This is a genomic window from Halochromatium salexigens, assembly GCF_016653295.1.
In the GTDB taxonomy this organism is placed as follows: domain Bacteria; phylum Pseudomonadota; class Gammaproteobacteria; order Chromatiales; family Chromatiaceae; genus Lamprobacter; species Lamprobacter salexigens.
On sequence record NZ_NHSF01000085.1, the window covers coordinates 1 to 12,226 of the forward strand.

A 12,226-nucleotide genomic window follows, 5' to 3' on the forward strand; every position below is an offset into this window, starting at 1 on the left:
AGACGGCGCTCGCGCGCCCCCATCCAGGCACCGCGCGGGCTCTCGTACCAGGCATGATAGCGGGCTGGGTCCCAGCTCATGGCGCGTTGCTCCTACTCACGAGTGCTTGCTTGGGAAGATCCTCATACCGACTACGCATTCAAGCCGCGGAGCGACTCATCAGCAGCCACAGGCTCAGCCCCAGCATGAGTAAGAATGCCAGCAGCGACCATTGCGCCAGTGATAGCCCGAGGATGACCAAGGCCACGTCCTCGCAAAATCCGGTGGCCATGAACAGTGTCGGTTGCAGCCTGCCGAGCCATTCGACGACCTGCTCGATCGGGCCCATGTCTGGGCCGAGACAGGAGACGCTGCCCTCGGGTTGAGCCTGCAGCCAGGTCTGATAACTCGCCGTTGCGGTCCCGACGAGGGCTACCAGGGCGGCGAGGATAGCGCTGATGCGCCGGAGCCAGCCTTTGGTCAAGGCCGCGATGAGCGCCAGCGGCGCAATCAGCATGAACAACAGGCGTTGAAAGATGCACAGATGGCAGGGCTGGAGTGCCAGCCCTTCGGTGATCAAAATGCTTGCCAGCGCAAGTGCAGCGCTGGCACCGGCGATAAGCAGCCACAGCCGGCGCTGCGTGAGCAATGCCATTGGGTTCTCCTTGTTGAAGCGCATACCTGATTCAGTCCGAGACCGGCGGGGTCAGAGCCAAGAATGAAGACACCCGCGTGTTGTTTCATGGTTGGATGGTTACTTCTCGTTGCAGATTCCAGGACTGACCAATGCTTCAAGCTGGTCGAAGAGCTCACGTTCTCCCGGACGCTGGGCGACACGCTTGACGTCGTGTAATTTCTCGAATTGCTTGATCATCTGCGGCAAACGCTCGTCTTCATTGATCAGCAGCCAGATGCGACTGATGTCGCCACCCGCGACCGGCAGGCCCAGAATGCCCTCGACGTTGTAGGCCCGACGGGAAAAGAGCCCGACGACATGCGACATCACGCCCGGATGGTTGTTGACGGTCAGCTCCAGCACGATGCGCTTCAAGGCAGACGGTTTCATCTCAGACTCCGATCATGTCGCGATTGGCCGCGCCGGGTAAACGCAGCGGCCAGTCCGCTTTCAACTGGCGGACCCGTGCCAGCCAGGGCTGACGCGCCGACGGCTCGAGCAGGGGCTGCAATTGCTGAAGAACGGCATCGGCTTCGCCGCTGATGGCGACATGGCTGGCGCGCAGCTTGTCAAGCTCGGCCGGATCGATATCGATGTGGATCACCCGGGCATGGGGACAGAACTCCGCCAGCTTGCCGGTCGCGCGGTCATCGAAGCGCGCGCCGACGACGATCAATAGATCGCTCTCGTCCATCGCCCTATTGGCGCAGGGGGCACCATGCATGCCGAGCATGCCGAGCCACAGTGGATGATCGACGGGCAGGACGCCGAGCGCGTGCAGGGTGGTCACCGTCGGTAATCCACATCGCTCCAGGATCTCGCGGGCGACGGCAGCCGCGCCGGACTGAATGACGCCGCCACCCAGATAGAGGATCGGACGCTCGGCTTCGGCGACCAGCCGTGCCGCCTCTTGGAGTAATGCCGCATCCACGGCGGGCGGGGTCGTGGCGATGCCCGGTTCCGGCCAGTGTTCGATCGCCACCGTCTCCAGCTGCACATCCCGCGGAATATCGATCAGCACGGGCCCTGGTCGCCCGGACGCTGCGATCTGAAACGCCTGCGGCAGGATATGCACTAACTCCGCCGCCGACCTGACCAGATAGTTGTGTTTCGTGATCGGGAGACTCAGGCCGTAGGTATCGACCTCCTGAAACGCATCCGTGCCAATGGATGCGTAGGCCACCTGTCCGGTAATGGCTACGACTGGAATGGAGTCGAGCTTGGCGTCGGCGATGGCCGTCAGCAGATTGGTCGCTCCGGGGCCAGACGTCGCAAAACACACGGCGGGCTGTCGGCTGGCGCGCGCCATGCCTTGAGCAATGAACCCGGCGCCCTGCTCGGTCCGCGTCAGCACATGTCTGATGGTGAGCGAGCTGGACAAGGCATCGTACAAAGGCAGGTTGGCGCTGCCTGGAATACCGGCGATCACGCGAACGCCTTGCCGTTCGAGCAGGCGAATCACAAGCTGGGCGCCGGTCAATCTCTCCACGTTGGACACGCGATTCTCCTCAGGGACCAATTAATGCGTCGGGTCGGTCGACGAATCGACCGTTAAGCCGTGCGCGAGCCATTCGCTGACACCGTCGTCGATGCGGGCGGCGCGAAAGCCCCGTGCCCGCAGCAGTCCAACGGCTTGCTCGGACATCAGACAGAAGGGGCCACGGCAATAGGCGACGATGGGCTTATCCGACGGCAAGGCATCCAGGCAGTGCTCGAGCTCATCGAGCGGCATGGACCGCGCGAAGGGGAGATGAGCGCTGCGGTATTCGCTCTCCGGGCGTACATCGAGCACCAAGACGTCTCCTCGGCGAGCCTGCTCAAGCAGTGTCTCGTGGGAGATACCGGTCAGCTGCGCCTCGGCATCGACAAGCTGTTCCAGGGCCAGGCGCAGCTCGACGAGATGACTCTCGGCAACATCGCGCAGCGTGGCGAGTAAGGCACCGACATCAGCGCCGCTCGCGCGATAGACCATGAAGCGCCCCTCGCGCCGGACCTCAACGAGCCGCGCCTCCCGCAGCGCTCTCAGATGGGCACTGACCAGCTTGACGTCGCCCCCCGACTCGCTGGTCAAGGTTTCCACGGTCTTCTCGCCCTGCGCGAGCAGCTCCAGCAGCTCCAGCCGTTTCGGGCTCGACAGCGCTTTGCCGATCCGCGCGACTTGCTCGTAGAGCAGATCTTTGAGTTGTCGTTCTTTCATTCGTTTAATCTAACGAATTTTAGATTATATGGCAAGCCGAGTGTCCTTGAGGGGAAATTGCAGCGGGCATCGCGGACATGGCGGTGGCGGTTCCTCGGTGGCGCTCGCTGGCTTATCGCTGGCAGGGCGAGGTGAATCAGACGCCAGCCAGCAGATCGGTCACCCGTTCGACGACGGTGTCGATCTCATCAAAGGTGGTCTCGCGACCCAGGCTGAAGCGCACGGCGCCGAGCGCCAGCGCATCCGGCACGCCCATCGCGTGCAGCACTGCCGAGGGGGCGGCCTCGCCGGTGTGGCAGGCGGAGCCGGCGGAGGCCGCGATGCCGTCCAGCCGCGCCAGCAGCTCGCCGCCGCGCTGACCGACGAAGGCACAGCCCAAGGTGTTCGGCAGGCAGCGTGCGGGACCGCCGAAGCGCATGACACGCTCGCCGAGCCGCGCCTGCAGGCCCTGCCATAGGCGCTCACGCAGGGCCTCGACCCGCGTCATCGGTGACAGGTCCGCGGCCAGCCGACAGGCGGTGCCGAGCCCGGCGGCGAGCAGCGCGCTCTCGGTGCCCGCGCGCCGGCCGCCCTCGTGGCCGGCGCCATGGAGCAGCGGCTCCAGCGTTAGGCCCCGGCACACATAGAGCGCGCCAACGCCTTTGGGCGCCTGGAACTTGTGCCCGGCGATGCTGAGCAGGTCGACACCCAGGTCATCGACGCGGGTTGGGATCTTGCCGACGGACTGCGCCGCATCGCTGTGGAACAAGACACCGTGCTCGCGGGCAATGGCCGCACACTCGGCGATCGGCTGGATGCTGCCGACCTCGTTGTTCGCATGCATGATGCTGACGAGCCGCGTCTCCGGGCGCAGCGCCTGGCGCAGATCGTCCGGGTCGACCTGGCCACGGCTGTCGACTGGCAGCCAGGTGAGACGGGCGCCGAGTCGCTCGAGGAAACGCAGCGGTGCGGTGACCGCCGGATGTTCGATCGCGCTGTTGATCAGATGCGCAGGCCCTGGTCGCTTGGATGGGCTGTTGGCGTAGAAGACGCCCTTGAGCGCGAGATTGTTGGCTTCGGTGCCGCCGCTGGTGAAGACGATCTCGTCTGTCGCGCAGCCGAGCAGCGCGGCGACCTCGGCACGCGCGCCCTCCACCAGCGCTCGCGCCGGCACCCCAGCCCAGTGCGGGCTCGACGGGTTGCCGAAGCCATCGCTGAGCGCCGCTTGTATCGCCGTAATGACCTCCGGCGCAAGTGGCGTGCTGGCGTTGTGGTCGAGATAGATCAACTGTAGGCTCCGGTGCTCTCCTGTGTGCTCACTTCGATGCCCCCAGAGCGTCAGACGCAGCGGGGGCATCGGCGCACTGCCGACGATTGATCGCATCGTCCGTCACTTGGCCGACGAAGGGCAGCAGCAATATGCCATCGAGGCGGTCGACGCGCTGGGGATCGCGATGCTGGCGGATGCCGATGGTCATGGCGGTTGACGGAGAAGGCCTAAACCTGATCCGGCAGGAGCTGGGTCAGGGACAGGCTGACGCCTTCGCGCTGCATCGCCCAGGTCGCGGCGCCGGTGACCTGGTCGACCCGGTCGGGCTCGGCTGCAGCCGCGTTGCAAAGACCATAAGTAATCAGAAAGAGGCCCACCGTGCGCAGTGGCAGGGTTAGCCAAGTCGGGTTCTGTGCCCTCGAGGGTTTCACGCCTTGCTCCTCTGAATTGATCTGGCAGTTAGTCTCAGTGCCCATGGGCAGCTCGCTACGCGGCAGGGTTGAGCTGCTGACAGATATCATGTTCCTCAGACCGCCTACGCACGCTTGTTCTCGTAACCTGGAGCACCTGCGCCGGGGAGATGCACCGCCTCATCCGGCGGCACCAGCGAGCGCCTGCTCCAGATCGGCAATCAGCTCCGCCGGGTCCTCGAGCCCGATCGAGAGGCGGATCATCGCATCGCTGATGCCGCGCCGCTGGCGCTCCTCGAGTGTCAGACCGTGATGGGTCGTGGTGCAGGGCTGGGTGACCAGGCTCTCGACACCGCCCAGGCTGGGCGCGAGCGTAAACAGCTTGAGCCGATCCACGACCGCTGCGGCAGCCGCCGCCGGATCAGCCCCCTCGGCGGCGACCTCCAACGTCAGCATGGCGCCGAAGCCGCTCATCTGCCGCACCGCCAACGCGTGCCCGGGGAAGGATGCGAGTCCCGGATGCAGCACGCGCGCGACCCGCGGATGCGCCTGCATGGCCTCGGCGATGGCCAGCGCCGAGGCGTTCTGCGCCTGCACCCGCACCGGCAGGGTGCGCAGACTGCGCGCGAGCAGCGCCGCGGTCTCGGGCGCTGGGGTGGTGCCCAGGTTCTTGCGCCAGCCCGCGACCGCGCCGATCAGCTCGGCCGAGCCCATCAGCGCACCGGCGGTCAGATCGCTATGGCCGCCCAGATATTTGGTGGCGCTATGCACCACCAGTTCGGCGCCGAGCGCGAGCGGCTGCTGGTTCACTGGGGAGGCGAAGGTGTTGTCGACCACCAGCCGCGCACCTTGGGCATGGGCTCGCTCGGCAATGGCGGCGATGTCGAAGACCTCGAGCGCCGGATTGGTCGGTGTCTCCAGGAACACCAACCGACCGGCGTTCCCGGACAGACTGGCGAGCCGTTCGTCGAGCTGGTCCAGCTCCGTGCCGAGCAGCAGATGGGTCGGGATGCCGAGCAGCGGCAGCTGATCCGCCAGCAGCTCGAGCGTGCCGCCGTAGGCATCGCCGATGCAGACGATGCCATCGCGCCCATGCGCCAGGAACACCGCTGCCTCAGCGGCCATGCCGGATAACAGTCACTTGGCAGAGGGTCTCGGGTCTGGTAGGTCTCGATGCCGAGTCGCCGTCGCGCTCGCGTGCCGAATTCAAAGCTCGTCGGCGTAATCCTGCAGCGCTTCTCGGTCCCGGATCTCGATCCACTCGCTAGCGACGGCGATCACGCCCTTGTCGATCAGACGGCGGGTGACGCGGGACCAGGTCTCGGGTTGGATCGAGAGCCGCGAGGCCAACACCGTCTTGGGCACGTCGAGCTTCAGCGTCGCTCGCTCCGGCTCGCTGTTGCGCAATAGCCAGCGCGCCACACGCCCTTGTGCCGAGAGCAATGTCAGGCTGTCGATCTCGGCGATCATCGCGTGCAGCCGTCGACTGAGGTCACCGAGCAGCGCGAAGCAGGTCTCGGGAGACTCGCGCAGCATGGCCACGAAATCTGCTCCGTCGATGCTGACCAGCTCGGTCGCTTCCAGCGCCGCGGCGCAGACCGGATAACGCCCGGTGCCCATGAACAACAGGGCCTCGGCAAAGGTCTGACCGGCACGGATCAGCTCGATGATCTTCTCGCCGCCGTCGCTGGAGAGGCGAAACAGACGGACTTGGCCCGAGCGCACGAAGTAGAACCGCTCCGCCGGCTCCTCTTGGCGAAAGAGCATCTGCCCTGCGGCAAGCCGGACCTGACTCGCCCGTTGTAACAGGCGTGCTAACTGCGCCGGACTCAAGGCTGCGAGCAATGGTGCTTGGCGCAGATCCGTCGCGAGATCGCGGCCCCCTACCGCATTCGCTGGCGTCACGTCCGCATCGGCCCCGCTGCTGGGGTCAGTCAAGGTCTCTCGCTCGGTACGCCATTCAGCCATCAGTCGTCCTCATCCATTAGCGGTGAATACTCCCGCGCCTCGGCCTTTTCGCAGGGAGAAATCGGCCATCGCATGGTGCGGGCTCTAACGGACGTCGAGTGATCGCTCAGCGCATCCGCACCCAGCCCAGGCGCCCGAGCTTGGCCAGCACCAGCAGCCAGGGGATGCCATGCAGTAGGAGATCAAAAATATCGATCGGCCGAACCAGCGTACCAGCGGCGAGCATTTTGAGCTTCTCCCAAACATGGGGCTCGGGCACGAAGGGGGCGAGCCCGAGCGTCAGTGCGATGATCAGCAGCAGGCCGAGCGGCAGGTGGTCGAGCCAGTTGAACATGGTCGGACGGTCTCCTCAGGTCATGGTCGATGGCCCGTCAGGGCCGCTCGGATGGGTCTTCTCCTGGCCATGAGAGCGCGCGGCGAGGCGATGCGGATTGGCGCCGAGCGCGTAGGCCAGGCGCAGGCGCCACATCAGCAGGATGGTTCGCAGCACGCCGCCCTGCTCCCAGCGCCGGCTCGAGGCCAGCAGTCGCGCGCGTAAGCAGACCGGGCGCGCAAGCCGGCGCAGCGCCGCCGATAAGGCAAGATCCTCCATCAGTGCCAACGGTGGGAAGCTACCGACGCGCTCGAAGGCGGCGCGGCTGACGAAGAGGCCTTGATCGCCGGTGGCGGTGGCGATGCCGGTCAGACGCGAGCGCGTATTCATGCCGCGCTCGACCAGGCGCAGCAGTGGATGCCGGCCTGAAAGTTGGACATCGAAGCGACCCCAGAAGCCTGCCCAAGCACCTGCATCGCGCGGCTGCTCGGCAGTCTTCCTTGGCAGCTTTGGCTGCTTTAGCTCCTTTGTGCGCGCCCTATGCGCCTCGGCTCGCCGCAGCTGCGTTAGCCGCATCGGCATTAGCACGTCACCATCAGCCTCATAGAGCCCGGATACTGCTTGAGCTGCAGCGCGTTGCAGCGCTGCGATTGCGTCCTCTGGTACACGGGTGTCAGCGTGCAGGAACCAGAACAGATCACCTGTTGCCGCCTGAGCGCCGGCGTTCATCTGCGCCGCTCGCCCGCGCGGCGCGTGCAGGATCTGATCCACACCAACAGCCGCGCGCGCCAGGGTGGCATCGCGGCTGCCGCCGTCGACCAGGATCAGCTTGGCGCCCTCGATGCGCAGGCGCGCCAGATCGGCCAACAAGGCACCAATGGTCTCGGCCTCGTTCAGGGTTGAGATGATAATCGACAGCTTCATTGGCGGCTCATGATTGCAGGCAACACCAGCTCACCATTAAACCCAAGCGGTCCAAACACTGTCAGTGATGCCACTCATCATCACTACTCGAAGAGGGCTCCTCCGCACCCGCGGCTGAGGGTGCGGCCGCTGGCGCAGACTCAAGCTGTGACTGCGCAGCGGCGGCTGAGCGCCCCAGCACCTGGCCAAGCACGGCCTGGGTGCGCTCGGCGATGAAGCGCTGCGATAGACGCCGATCGGCGAACAGCAGGGTCTGATCGGCCGCGCGGTCGAGATAGAGCAGCTGGTCGTCGGTGGGCTGAAAGGGTTGGCGACTGATGCGCGCGATGCGCCCGAGGTTCACTCCGCGCCCATCGTCGAGCAGGATCAGATGCGGCGCCAGCCCGCGCGCCGGGTCCGGGCGCGGAAAGTCGATCACGCCGAGCAGCAGATAAGCGCGATCGCTCAGATGCACCCCGAGCTGGATATCGGTCTCGCGCAACTCGGCAAGATAGATCGGCTCGCCGACGGCGGCTCGCAGGCGCTCGACCTGAGCCTGATAATCGGCCGAGGGCCAGAGTCCGCCCTCAGCGTTAGAGCCAGAGTGCGCATCGTCTCCAGATGCCATCGTCAACCTCGCCAGTGGCAGATGAGGACACGAGCATACTTCAGAACACCAGCACCTTGTCGGCGGCGAGCGTGCGCTCGGTCAGCTCATCCATGGTGCTGCGGCGCGCGCCCTCGACCAGCTCCTCGTCGGTGATGCCGCGCGCGTCCATGCAGGTGCCGCAGAGCAGCATCTCGCCTTTGCGGGCGACGCCCTTCACCATCAGCTCGAGATTGTAGTAGCCCTGCGGCACCGTCTGCCCGGCCTTGGCGCAGGAGACGGCATCGGCCATCAGAAAGACGCTGACGCTCTCGCCCTTGTTTTGCAAGGCCTTCGCTAATCGCAGCCCGTTGAAGCTGCGCTCGGTGCCGTAAGCGGGGTCGTTGAGAATGAACAAAGTGGTCATGGGTGTGGGCTCCGCGGTCGAGATTGAAGGCAGCAGTATCCCATGAGCATCGGCATCATTCAAATACAACGTTGAATGATGGCTGTCGGCTGTCGGCTGTCGGCTGTTAGCTGGTGAAGGCTGAGTGTCGAGGGATGGCGAGCGGCTTCTGATGCGCGTGGCGGTATACTGTAGCTCCCTGTCCTTGCCAGCCGCTCATCGTGACCCAGTCTCAGTTTGCATCGCCCAAAACACAGCTGTTCGAGCATCTCGCCGTGATCGCGCGCGCCCTGGGGCATTCGGCACGGCTGGAGCTGCTCGACTACCTGGCCCAAGGCGAGCGCAGCGTCGAAGAGCTGGTGCGCCTCAGCGGGCTGTCGGTGGCCAACACCTCCAAGCATCTGCAGCAGCTCAAGGCCGCAGGGCTGGTCAATGCGCGGCGCGATGGCAAGTATGTGCGCTATTCGCTCGGCGATGAGCGGGCGCTGGATGCCCTCGCCGCGCTGCGCGGCATCGCCCAGGATCGCAGCGATGCGGTCGCTGAGCTGATGGCGCAGTATCTGCTGCAGCGTGATGCGCTCGAGCCGATGCCGGCAGCGGAGCTGTTGGAACAGGCGCAGGATGGGCTGGTGACGGTGCTCGATGTGCGCCCGTCCGAGGAGTTCGGCCAGGGCCATCTGCCAGGCGCCCTGAATATCCCGCTCGAGCAGCTCAAGACCCGACTGGCGGAGCTGCCGCCGGAGCGACAGGTCGTCGCCTACTGCCGTGGTCCCTGGTGTGTGCTGTCGTTCGAGGCGGTTGCGGCCCTGCGCAAGGCCGGTTTCGAGGCTCGACGCCTGGCCGATGGCCTGCCCGAGTGGCGTCATGCCGGGCTGCCGGTGGCGCGGGATTAAAATCCCGAAACGCTATTGGCCTGGTCCACCAGAAACCACCGAAGCGGACCGCGAGGACAGCGTGTCTTTGGTCCATGAACGCTCATAGGCCACTCGGCACCTGGATCATTGATCAACCGACAGATGTCATCAGCAACAGGAACCCGTTGTGCACGCGATGGCGGTGGTGAAGGGATTTGGATCACTCCCGCCCGGGAGGGGTCGGCGCTGTTCACCGGTCACCTCTGGTCGACCCGGTTGGGCTCTTCGGCAGCCGTGTCAGCCAGCGCCTGCTCCAGATCGGCGATCAGCTCGGCCGGGTCTTCAAGCCCGATCGAGAGCCGGATCATCGCATCACTGATGCCGCGCCGCTGGCGCTCCTCGGGCGTGAGCCCATGATGGGTGGTGGTGCAAGGCTGGGTAACCAGGCTCTCGACACCACCCAGGCTGGGCGCGAGCGTGAACAGCTTGAGCCGATCCACCACCGCTGCGGCAGCCGCCGCCGGATCAGCACCCTCGGCGGCGACCTCCAACGTCAGCATGCCGCCGAAGCCGTTCATCTGCCGCGCCGCCAACGCGTGCCCGGGGAAGGATGCGAGTCCCGGATGCAGCACGCGCGCGACCCGCGGATGCGCCTGCATGGTCTCGGCGATGGCCAGCGCCGAGGCGTTCTGCGCCTGCACCCGTACCGGCAGGGTACGCAGACTGCGCGCGAGCAGCGCCGCCGTCTCGGGCGCTGGCGTGGTGCCCAGGTTCTTGCGCCAGCCCGCGACCGCGCCGAGCAGCTCGGCCGAGCCCATCAACGCGCCGGCGGTTAGATCGCTGTGGCCGCCGAGGTATTTGGTGGCGCTGTGCACCACCAGGTCGGCGCCGAGCGCCAGCGGCTGCTGGTTCACCGGCGAGGCGAAGGTGTTGTCGACCACCAGCCGCGCGCCATGGGCATGGGCCCGCTCGGCAATGGCGGCGATGTCGAAGACTTCGAGCGCCGGATTGGTCGGCGTCTCCAGGAACACCAGCCGACCGGCATTCCCGGACAGACTGGCGAGCCGCTCGTCGAGCTGGTCCAGCTCCGTGCCGAGCAGCAGATGGGTCGCGATGCCAAGCAGCGGCAGCTGATCCGCCAGCAGCTCGAGCGTGCCGCCGTAGGCATCGCCGATGCAGACGATGCCGCCGCGCCCATGCGCCAGGAATACCGCTGCCTCGGCGGCCATGCCGGAGGCGAAGGCGAGTGCAGACTCGGCGCCCTCGATCGCGGCGAGCTTGGCCTCCAGCGCCTGGATCGTCGGGTTCAGGCCATAGCGGGTGTAGAGACTGCCGCTGGCGCGCCCCTCGACCACGTCGAGGATCGCCGCGGTAGACGGGAAGGCGAAGGTGCTGGTGCTGTAGATCGGCGTGTGCGGGCTGCCGTGGGCGTCGGCGGCCTCGCCGGCGTGGACGCAGCGGGTGGCAATACTCTGCTCGGGTGTCTTGATCATGAATGGATTTCTCGGTGCTACTTGGACGATCTTGATGGCCGTAAAGATTGACAGATCTCAACCGAATGATCAACGATTGGGTTGAAGGTTATCGCGCACAGCCCGCTCGACCCGACAATGGGCGCGTAGATGACCTGAGCCCTGCCTCGGTGCGATCGCGGCTCTGATGCCTCGATGCCACTGCAGCGCCGCCATCCTCGCCACTCGAGTCACAAACACCATGATGAACAAACCTCTCCTCGCCGCTTGCGCGGCCCTTGTCCTCTTCGCGTCACCGATCCATGCTGATGACCGCTCCGCCCTGGCCGAGGCCATCGAGGAGTATCTGGAATTCACTGAGTACGGCTCGAGCGTCATTCTGCCCGAGCAGATCCCGGCCGAGGACTGGACCAACATCCTGGTCATCGATGCCCGCGATGCAGCGCAGTTCGAGGCCGATCACATCCCCGGAGCAACCAACATCGAGTGGCGCCAGGTGGTGGCGCAGCGCGATGAGATCCCCCGCGACCAACCTGTCGTCATCTACTGCAACACCGGCTCGCTATCAGCCCAGGCCGGCTTCGCCCTGCGTCTGCTGGGCTGGGACAATGTCCGCATCCTGCAAGACGGCCTGGTCGGCTGGAAGGCCAAGGGCGGCTTTGAGGCCAACCAACGGGCCATCGAGGCGGCTGAGGAGGCCGGCGCGTCCTGATGAGCCGTCCGCTTCGGAGCAACGAAGCGCTGCGTCATCGAGTCGCGCAAAGGCCACAACGCCCAGCAGGTCGCCCAGCACAGGTGTTTCCAGGAGATGGAGTGGAAGTCAAGGGCCTCAATGGACCCGATAGGTGTCAGCGTTCACCCGTGCTCGTTTCCCTGACCTCGCGCACCTGAGTTGACACTCCCGCCCTGTTTGGCTCGAGCGCATCAGCCCATTGCCGCCGGTTGATCGCATAGTCGGTCACTTGGCCGACGAAGGGCAGCAGCAACATGCCATCGAGGCGATCAACCCGCTGGGGCTCGCGCTGCTGGCGGATACCGATGGTCATGCCCTGCTGGCCAGCGCGCGGCTGCGCGCGGTAGGTGCCAAGCAGCCGATCCCACCAGGAGAGGTTGAAACCAAAGTTGGAGTTGGTCTCGTCGTCCTCGATCGAATGATGCACCCGATGCATGTCTGGCGTGACGACGAACCAACGCAACATGCGATCGACCTGGG

Annotated in this window: 16 protein-coding genes; 2 read left to right on the plus strand and 14 right to left on the minus strand. The window is 65.6% G+C overall.

Annotated elements, in window-relative coordinates:
* Positions 1-139: 139 nt before the first annotated feature.
* The 12 genes from CCR82_RS17495 to CCR82_RS17550 form a co-directional block, all read right to left on the minus strand.
* The gene (locus tag CCR82_RS17495; protein WP_201247100.1) at positions 140-634 is read right to left on the minus strand and encodes a disulfide bond formation protein B; all 495 of its coding nucleotides are present in this window, start codon (positions 632-634) and stop codon (positions 140-142) included.
* A 99-nt stretch (positions 635-733) separates the two neighbouring features.
* Positions 734-1,045 carry an acetolactate synthase small subunit gene (gene ilvN / locus CCR82_RS17500; RefSeq protein ID WP_201247101.1) on the minus strand — a complete coding sequence of 104 codons (312 nt, stop codon included), beginning with the start codon at positions 1,043-1,045 and terminating at the stop codon, positions 734-736.
* 1 nt (position 1,046) lies between these two features.
* Complete coding sequence (locus tag CCR82_RS17505) at positions 1,047-2,153, minus strand: thiamine pyrophosphate-binding protein (RefSeq protein WP_201247102.1); 1,107 nt, start codon at positions 2,151-2,153, stop codon at positions 1,047-1,049.
* A gap of 21 nt (positions 2,154-2,174) precedes the next feature.
* Positions 2,175-2,852, minus strand: a complete 678-nt coding sequence (locus CCR82_RS17510; RefSeq protein ID WP_201247103.1) for an ArsR/SmtB family transcription factor — start codon at positions 2,850-2,852, stop codon at positions 2,175-2,177.
* Positions 2,853-2,988: 136 nt separating this feature from the next.
* Positions 2,989-4,119, minus strand: a complete 1,131-nt coding sequence (locus tag CCR82_RS17515) for a cysteine desulfurase family protein (RefSeq protein ID WP_242513582.1) — start codon at positions 4,117-4,119, stop codon at positions 2,989-2,991.
* Positions 4,120-4,328: 209 nt separating this feature from the next.
* Complete coding sequence (locus tag CCR82_RS17520) at positions 4,329-4,577, minus strand: hypothetical protein (RefSeq protein WP_201247104.1); 249 nt, start codon at positions 4,575-4,577, stop codon at positions 4,329-4,331.
* 114 nt (positions 4,578-4,691) lie between these two features.
* Positions 4,692-5,636 carry a trans-sulfuration enzyme family protein gene (locus CCR82_RS17525; RefSeq protein WP_201247105.1) on the minus strand — a complete coding sequence of 315 codons (945 nt, stop codon included), beginning with the start codon at positions 5,634-5,636 and terminating at the stop codon, positions 4,692-4,694.
* Between the two features lie 81 nt (positions 5,637-5,717).
* On the minus strand, positions 5,718-6,479 hold the full coding sequence (locus CCR82_RS17530; protein ID WP_201247106.1) for a Crp/Fnr family transcriptional regulator: 762 nt from the start codon (positions 6,477-6,479) through the stop codon (positions 5,718-5,720).
* Between the two features lie 106 nt (positions 6,480-6,585).
* Positions 6,586-6,813 (minus strand): RND transporter, encoded by a 228-nt coding sequence (locus CCR82_RS17535; protein WP_201247107.1) that lies wholly within the window; start codon positions 6,811-6,813, stop codon positions 6,586-6,588.
* A 15-nt stretch (positions 6,814-6,828) separates the two neighbouring features.
* Positions 6,829-7,716 carry a TIGR04283 family arsenosugar biosynthesis glycosyltransferase gene (locus tag CCR82_RS17540; RefSeq protein ID WP_201247108.1) on the minus strand — a complete coding sequence of 296 codons (888 nt, stop codon included), beginning with the start codon at positions 7,714-7,716 and terminating at the stop codon, positions 6,829-6,831.
* Positions 7,717-7,777: 61 nt separating this feature from the next.
* Complete coding sequence (locus CCR82_RS17545) at positions 7,778-8,323, minus strand: hypothetical protein (RefSeq protein ID WP_201247109.1); 546 nt, start codon at positions 8,321-8,323, stop codon at positions 7,778-7,780.
* Positions 8,324-8,363: 40 nt separating this feature from the next.
* Positions 8,364-8,708 carry a DsrE/DsrF/TusD sulfur relay family protein gene (locus CCR82_RS17550; protein WP_201247110.1) on the minus strand — a complete coding sequence of 115 codons (345 nt, stop codon included), beginning with the start codon at positions 8,706-8,708 and terminating at the stop codon, positions 8,364-8,366.
* A gap of 200 nt (positions 8,709-8,908) precedes the next feature.
* On the opposite strand from CCR82_RS17550, the gene CCR82_RS17555 reads away from it, so the two are divergent.
* Entirely contained in the window at positions 8,909-9,580 is a 672-nt protein-coding gene (locus CCR82_RS17555) for a metalloregulator ArsR/SmtB family transcription factor (RefSeq protein WP_201247111.1), read from the plus strand.
* Between the two features lie 218 nt (positions 9,581-9,798).
* Here CCR82_RS17555 and CCR82_RS17560 read toward each other — a convergent pair whose 3' ends face one another.
* Complete coding sequence (locus CCR82_RS17560) at positions 9,799-11,034, minus strand: trans-sulfuration enzyme family protein (protein WP_201247112.1); 1,236 nt, start codon at positions 11,032-11,034, stop codon at positions 9,799-9,801.
* Between the two features lie 220 nt (positions 11,035-11,254).
* On the opposite strand from CCR82_RS17560, the gene CCR82_RS17565 reads away from it, so the two are divergent.
* Complete coding sequence (locus CCR82_RS17565; RefSeq protein ID WP_201247113.1) at positions 11,255-11,725, plus strand: rhodanese-like domain-containing protein; 471 nt, start codon at positions 11,255-11,257, stop codon at positions 11,723-11,725.
* A 136-nt stretch (positions 11,726-11,861) separates the two neighbouring features.
* Here the strand turns inward: CCR82_RS17565 and CCR82_RS17570 are convergent.
* Positions 11,862-12,226, minus strand: a 365-nt coding sequence (locus CCR82_RS17570; protein WP_201247114.1) for a sterol desaturase family protein, incomplete at its 5' end; no start/stop codon positions are given.

Excerpts from the sequence above, each read along its gene's own strand:
- CCR82_RS17495 (WP_201247100.1), bottom strand. The coding sequence starts at position 634 with ATGGCATTGCTCACGCAGCGCCGGCTGTGGCTGCTTATCGCCGGTGCC.
- ilvN (WP_201247101.1), bottom strand. The coding sequence starts at position 1,045 with ATGAAACCGTCTGCCTTGAAGCGCATCGTGCTGGAGCTGACCGTCAAC.
- CCR82_RS17510 (WP_201247103.1), bottom strand. The coding sequence starts at position 2,852 with ATGAAAGAACGACAACTCAAAGATCTGCTCTACGAGCAAGTCGCGCGG.
- CCR82_RS17520 (WP_201247104.1), bottom strand. The coding sequence starts at position 4,577 with ATGGGCACTGAGACTAACTGCCAGATCAATTCAGAGGAGCAAGGCGTG.
- CCR82_RS17525 (WP_201247105.1), bottom strand. The coding sequence starts at position 5,636 with ATGGCCGCTGAGGCAGCGGTGTTCCTGGCGCATGGGCGCGATGGCATC.
- CCR82_RS17530 (WP_201247106.1), bottom strand. The coding sequence starts at position 6,479 with ATGGCTGAATGGCGTACCGAGCGAGAGACCTTGACTGACCCCAGCAGC.
- CCR82_RS17535 (WP_201247107.1), bottom strand. The coding sequence starts at position 6,813 with ATGTTCAACTGGCTCGACCACCTGCCGCTCGGCCTGCTGCTGATCATC.
- CCR82_RS17540 (WP_201247108.1), bottom strand. The coding sequence starts at position 7,716 with ATGAAGCTGTCGATTATCATCTCAACCCTGAACGAGGCCGAGACCATT.
- CCR82_RS17545 (WP_201247109.1), bottom strand. The coding sequence starts at position 8,323 with ATGGCATCTGGAGACGATGCGCACTCTGGCTCTAACGCTGAGGGCGGA.
- CCR82_RS17550 (WP_201247110.1), bottom strand. The coding sequence starts at position 8,708 with ATGACCACTTTGTTCATTCTCAACGACCCCGCTTACGGCACCGAGCGC.
- CCR82_RS17560 (WP_201247112.1), bottom strand. The coding sequence starts at position 11,034 with ATGATCAAGACACCCGAGCAGAGTATTGCCACCCGCTGCGTCCACGCC.
- CCR82_RS17565 (WP_201247113.1), top strand. The coding sequence starts at position 11,255 with ATGATGAACAAACCTCTCCTCGCCGCTTGCGCGGCCCTTGTCCTCTTC.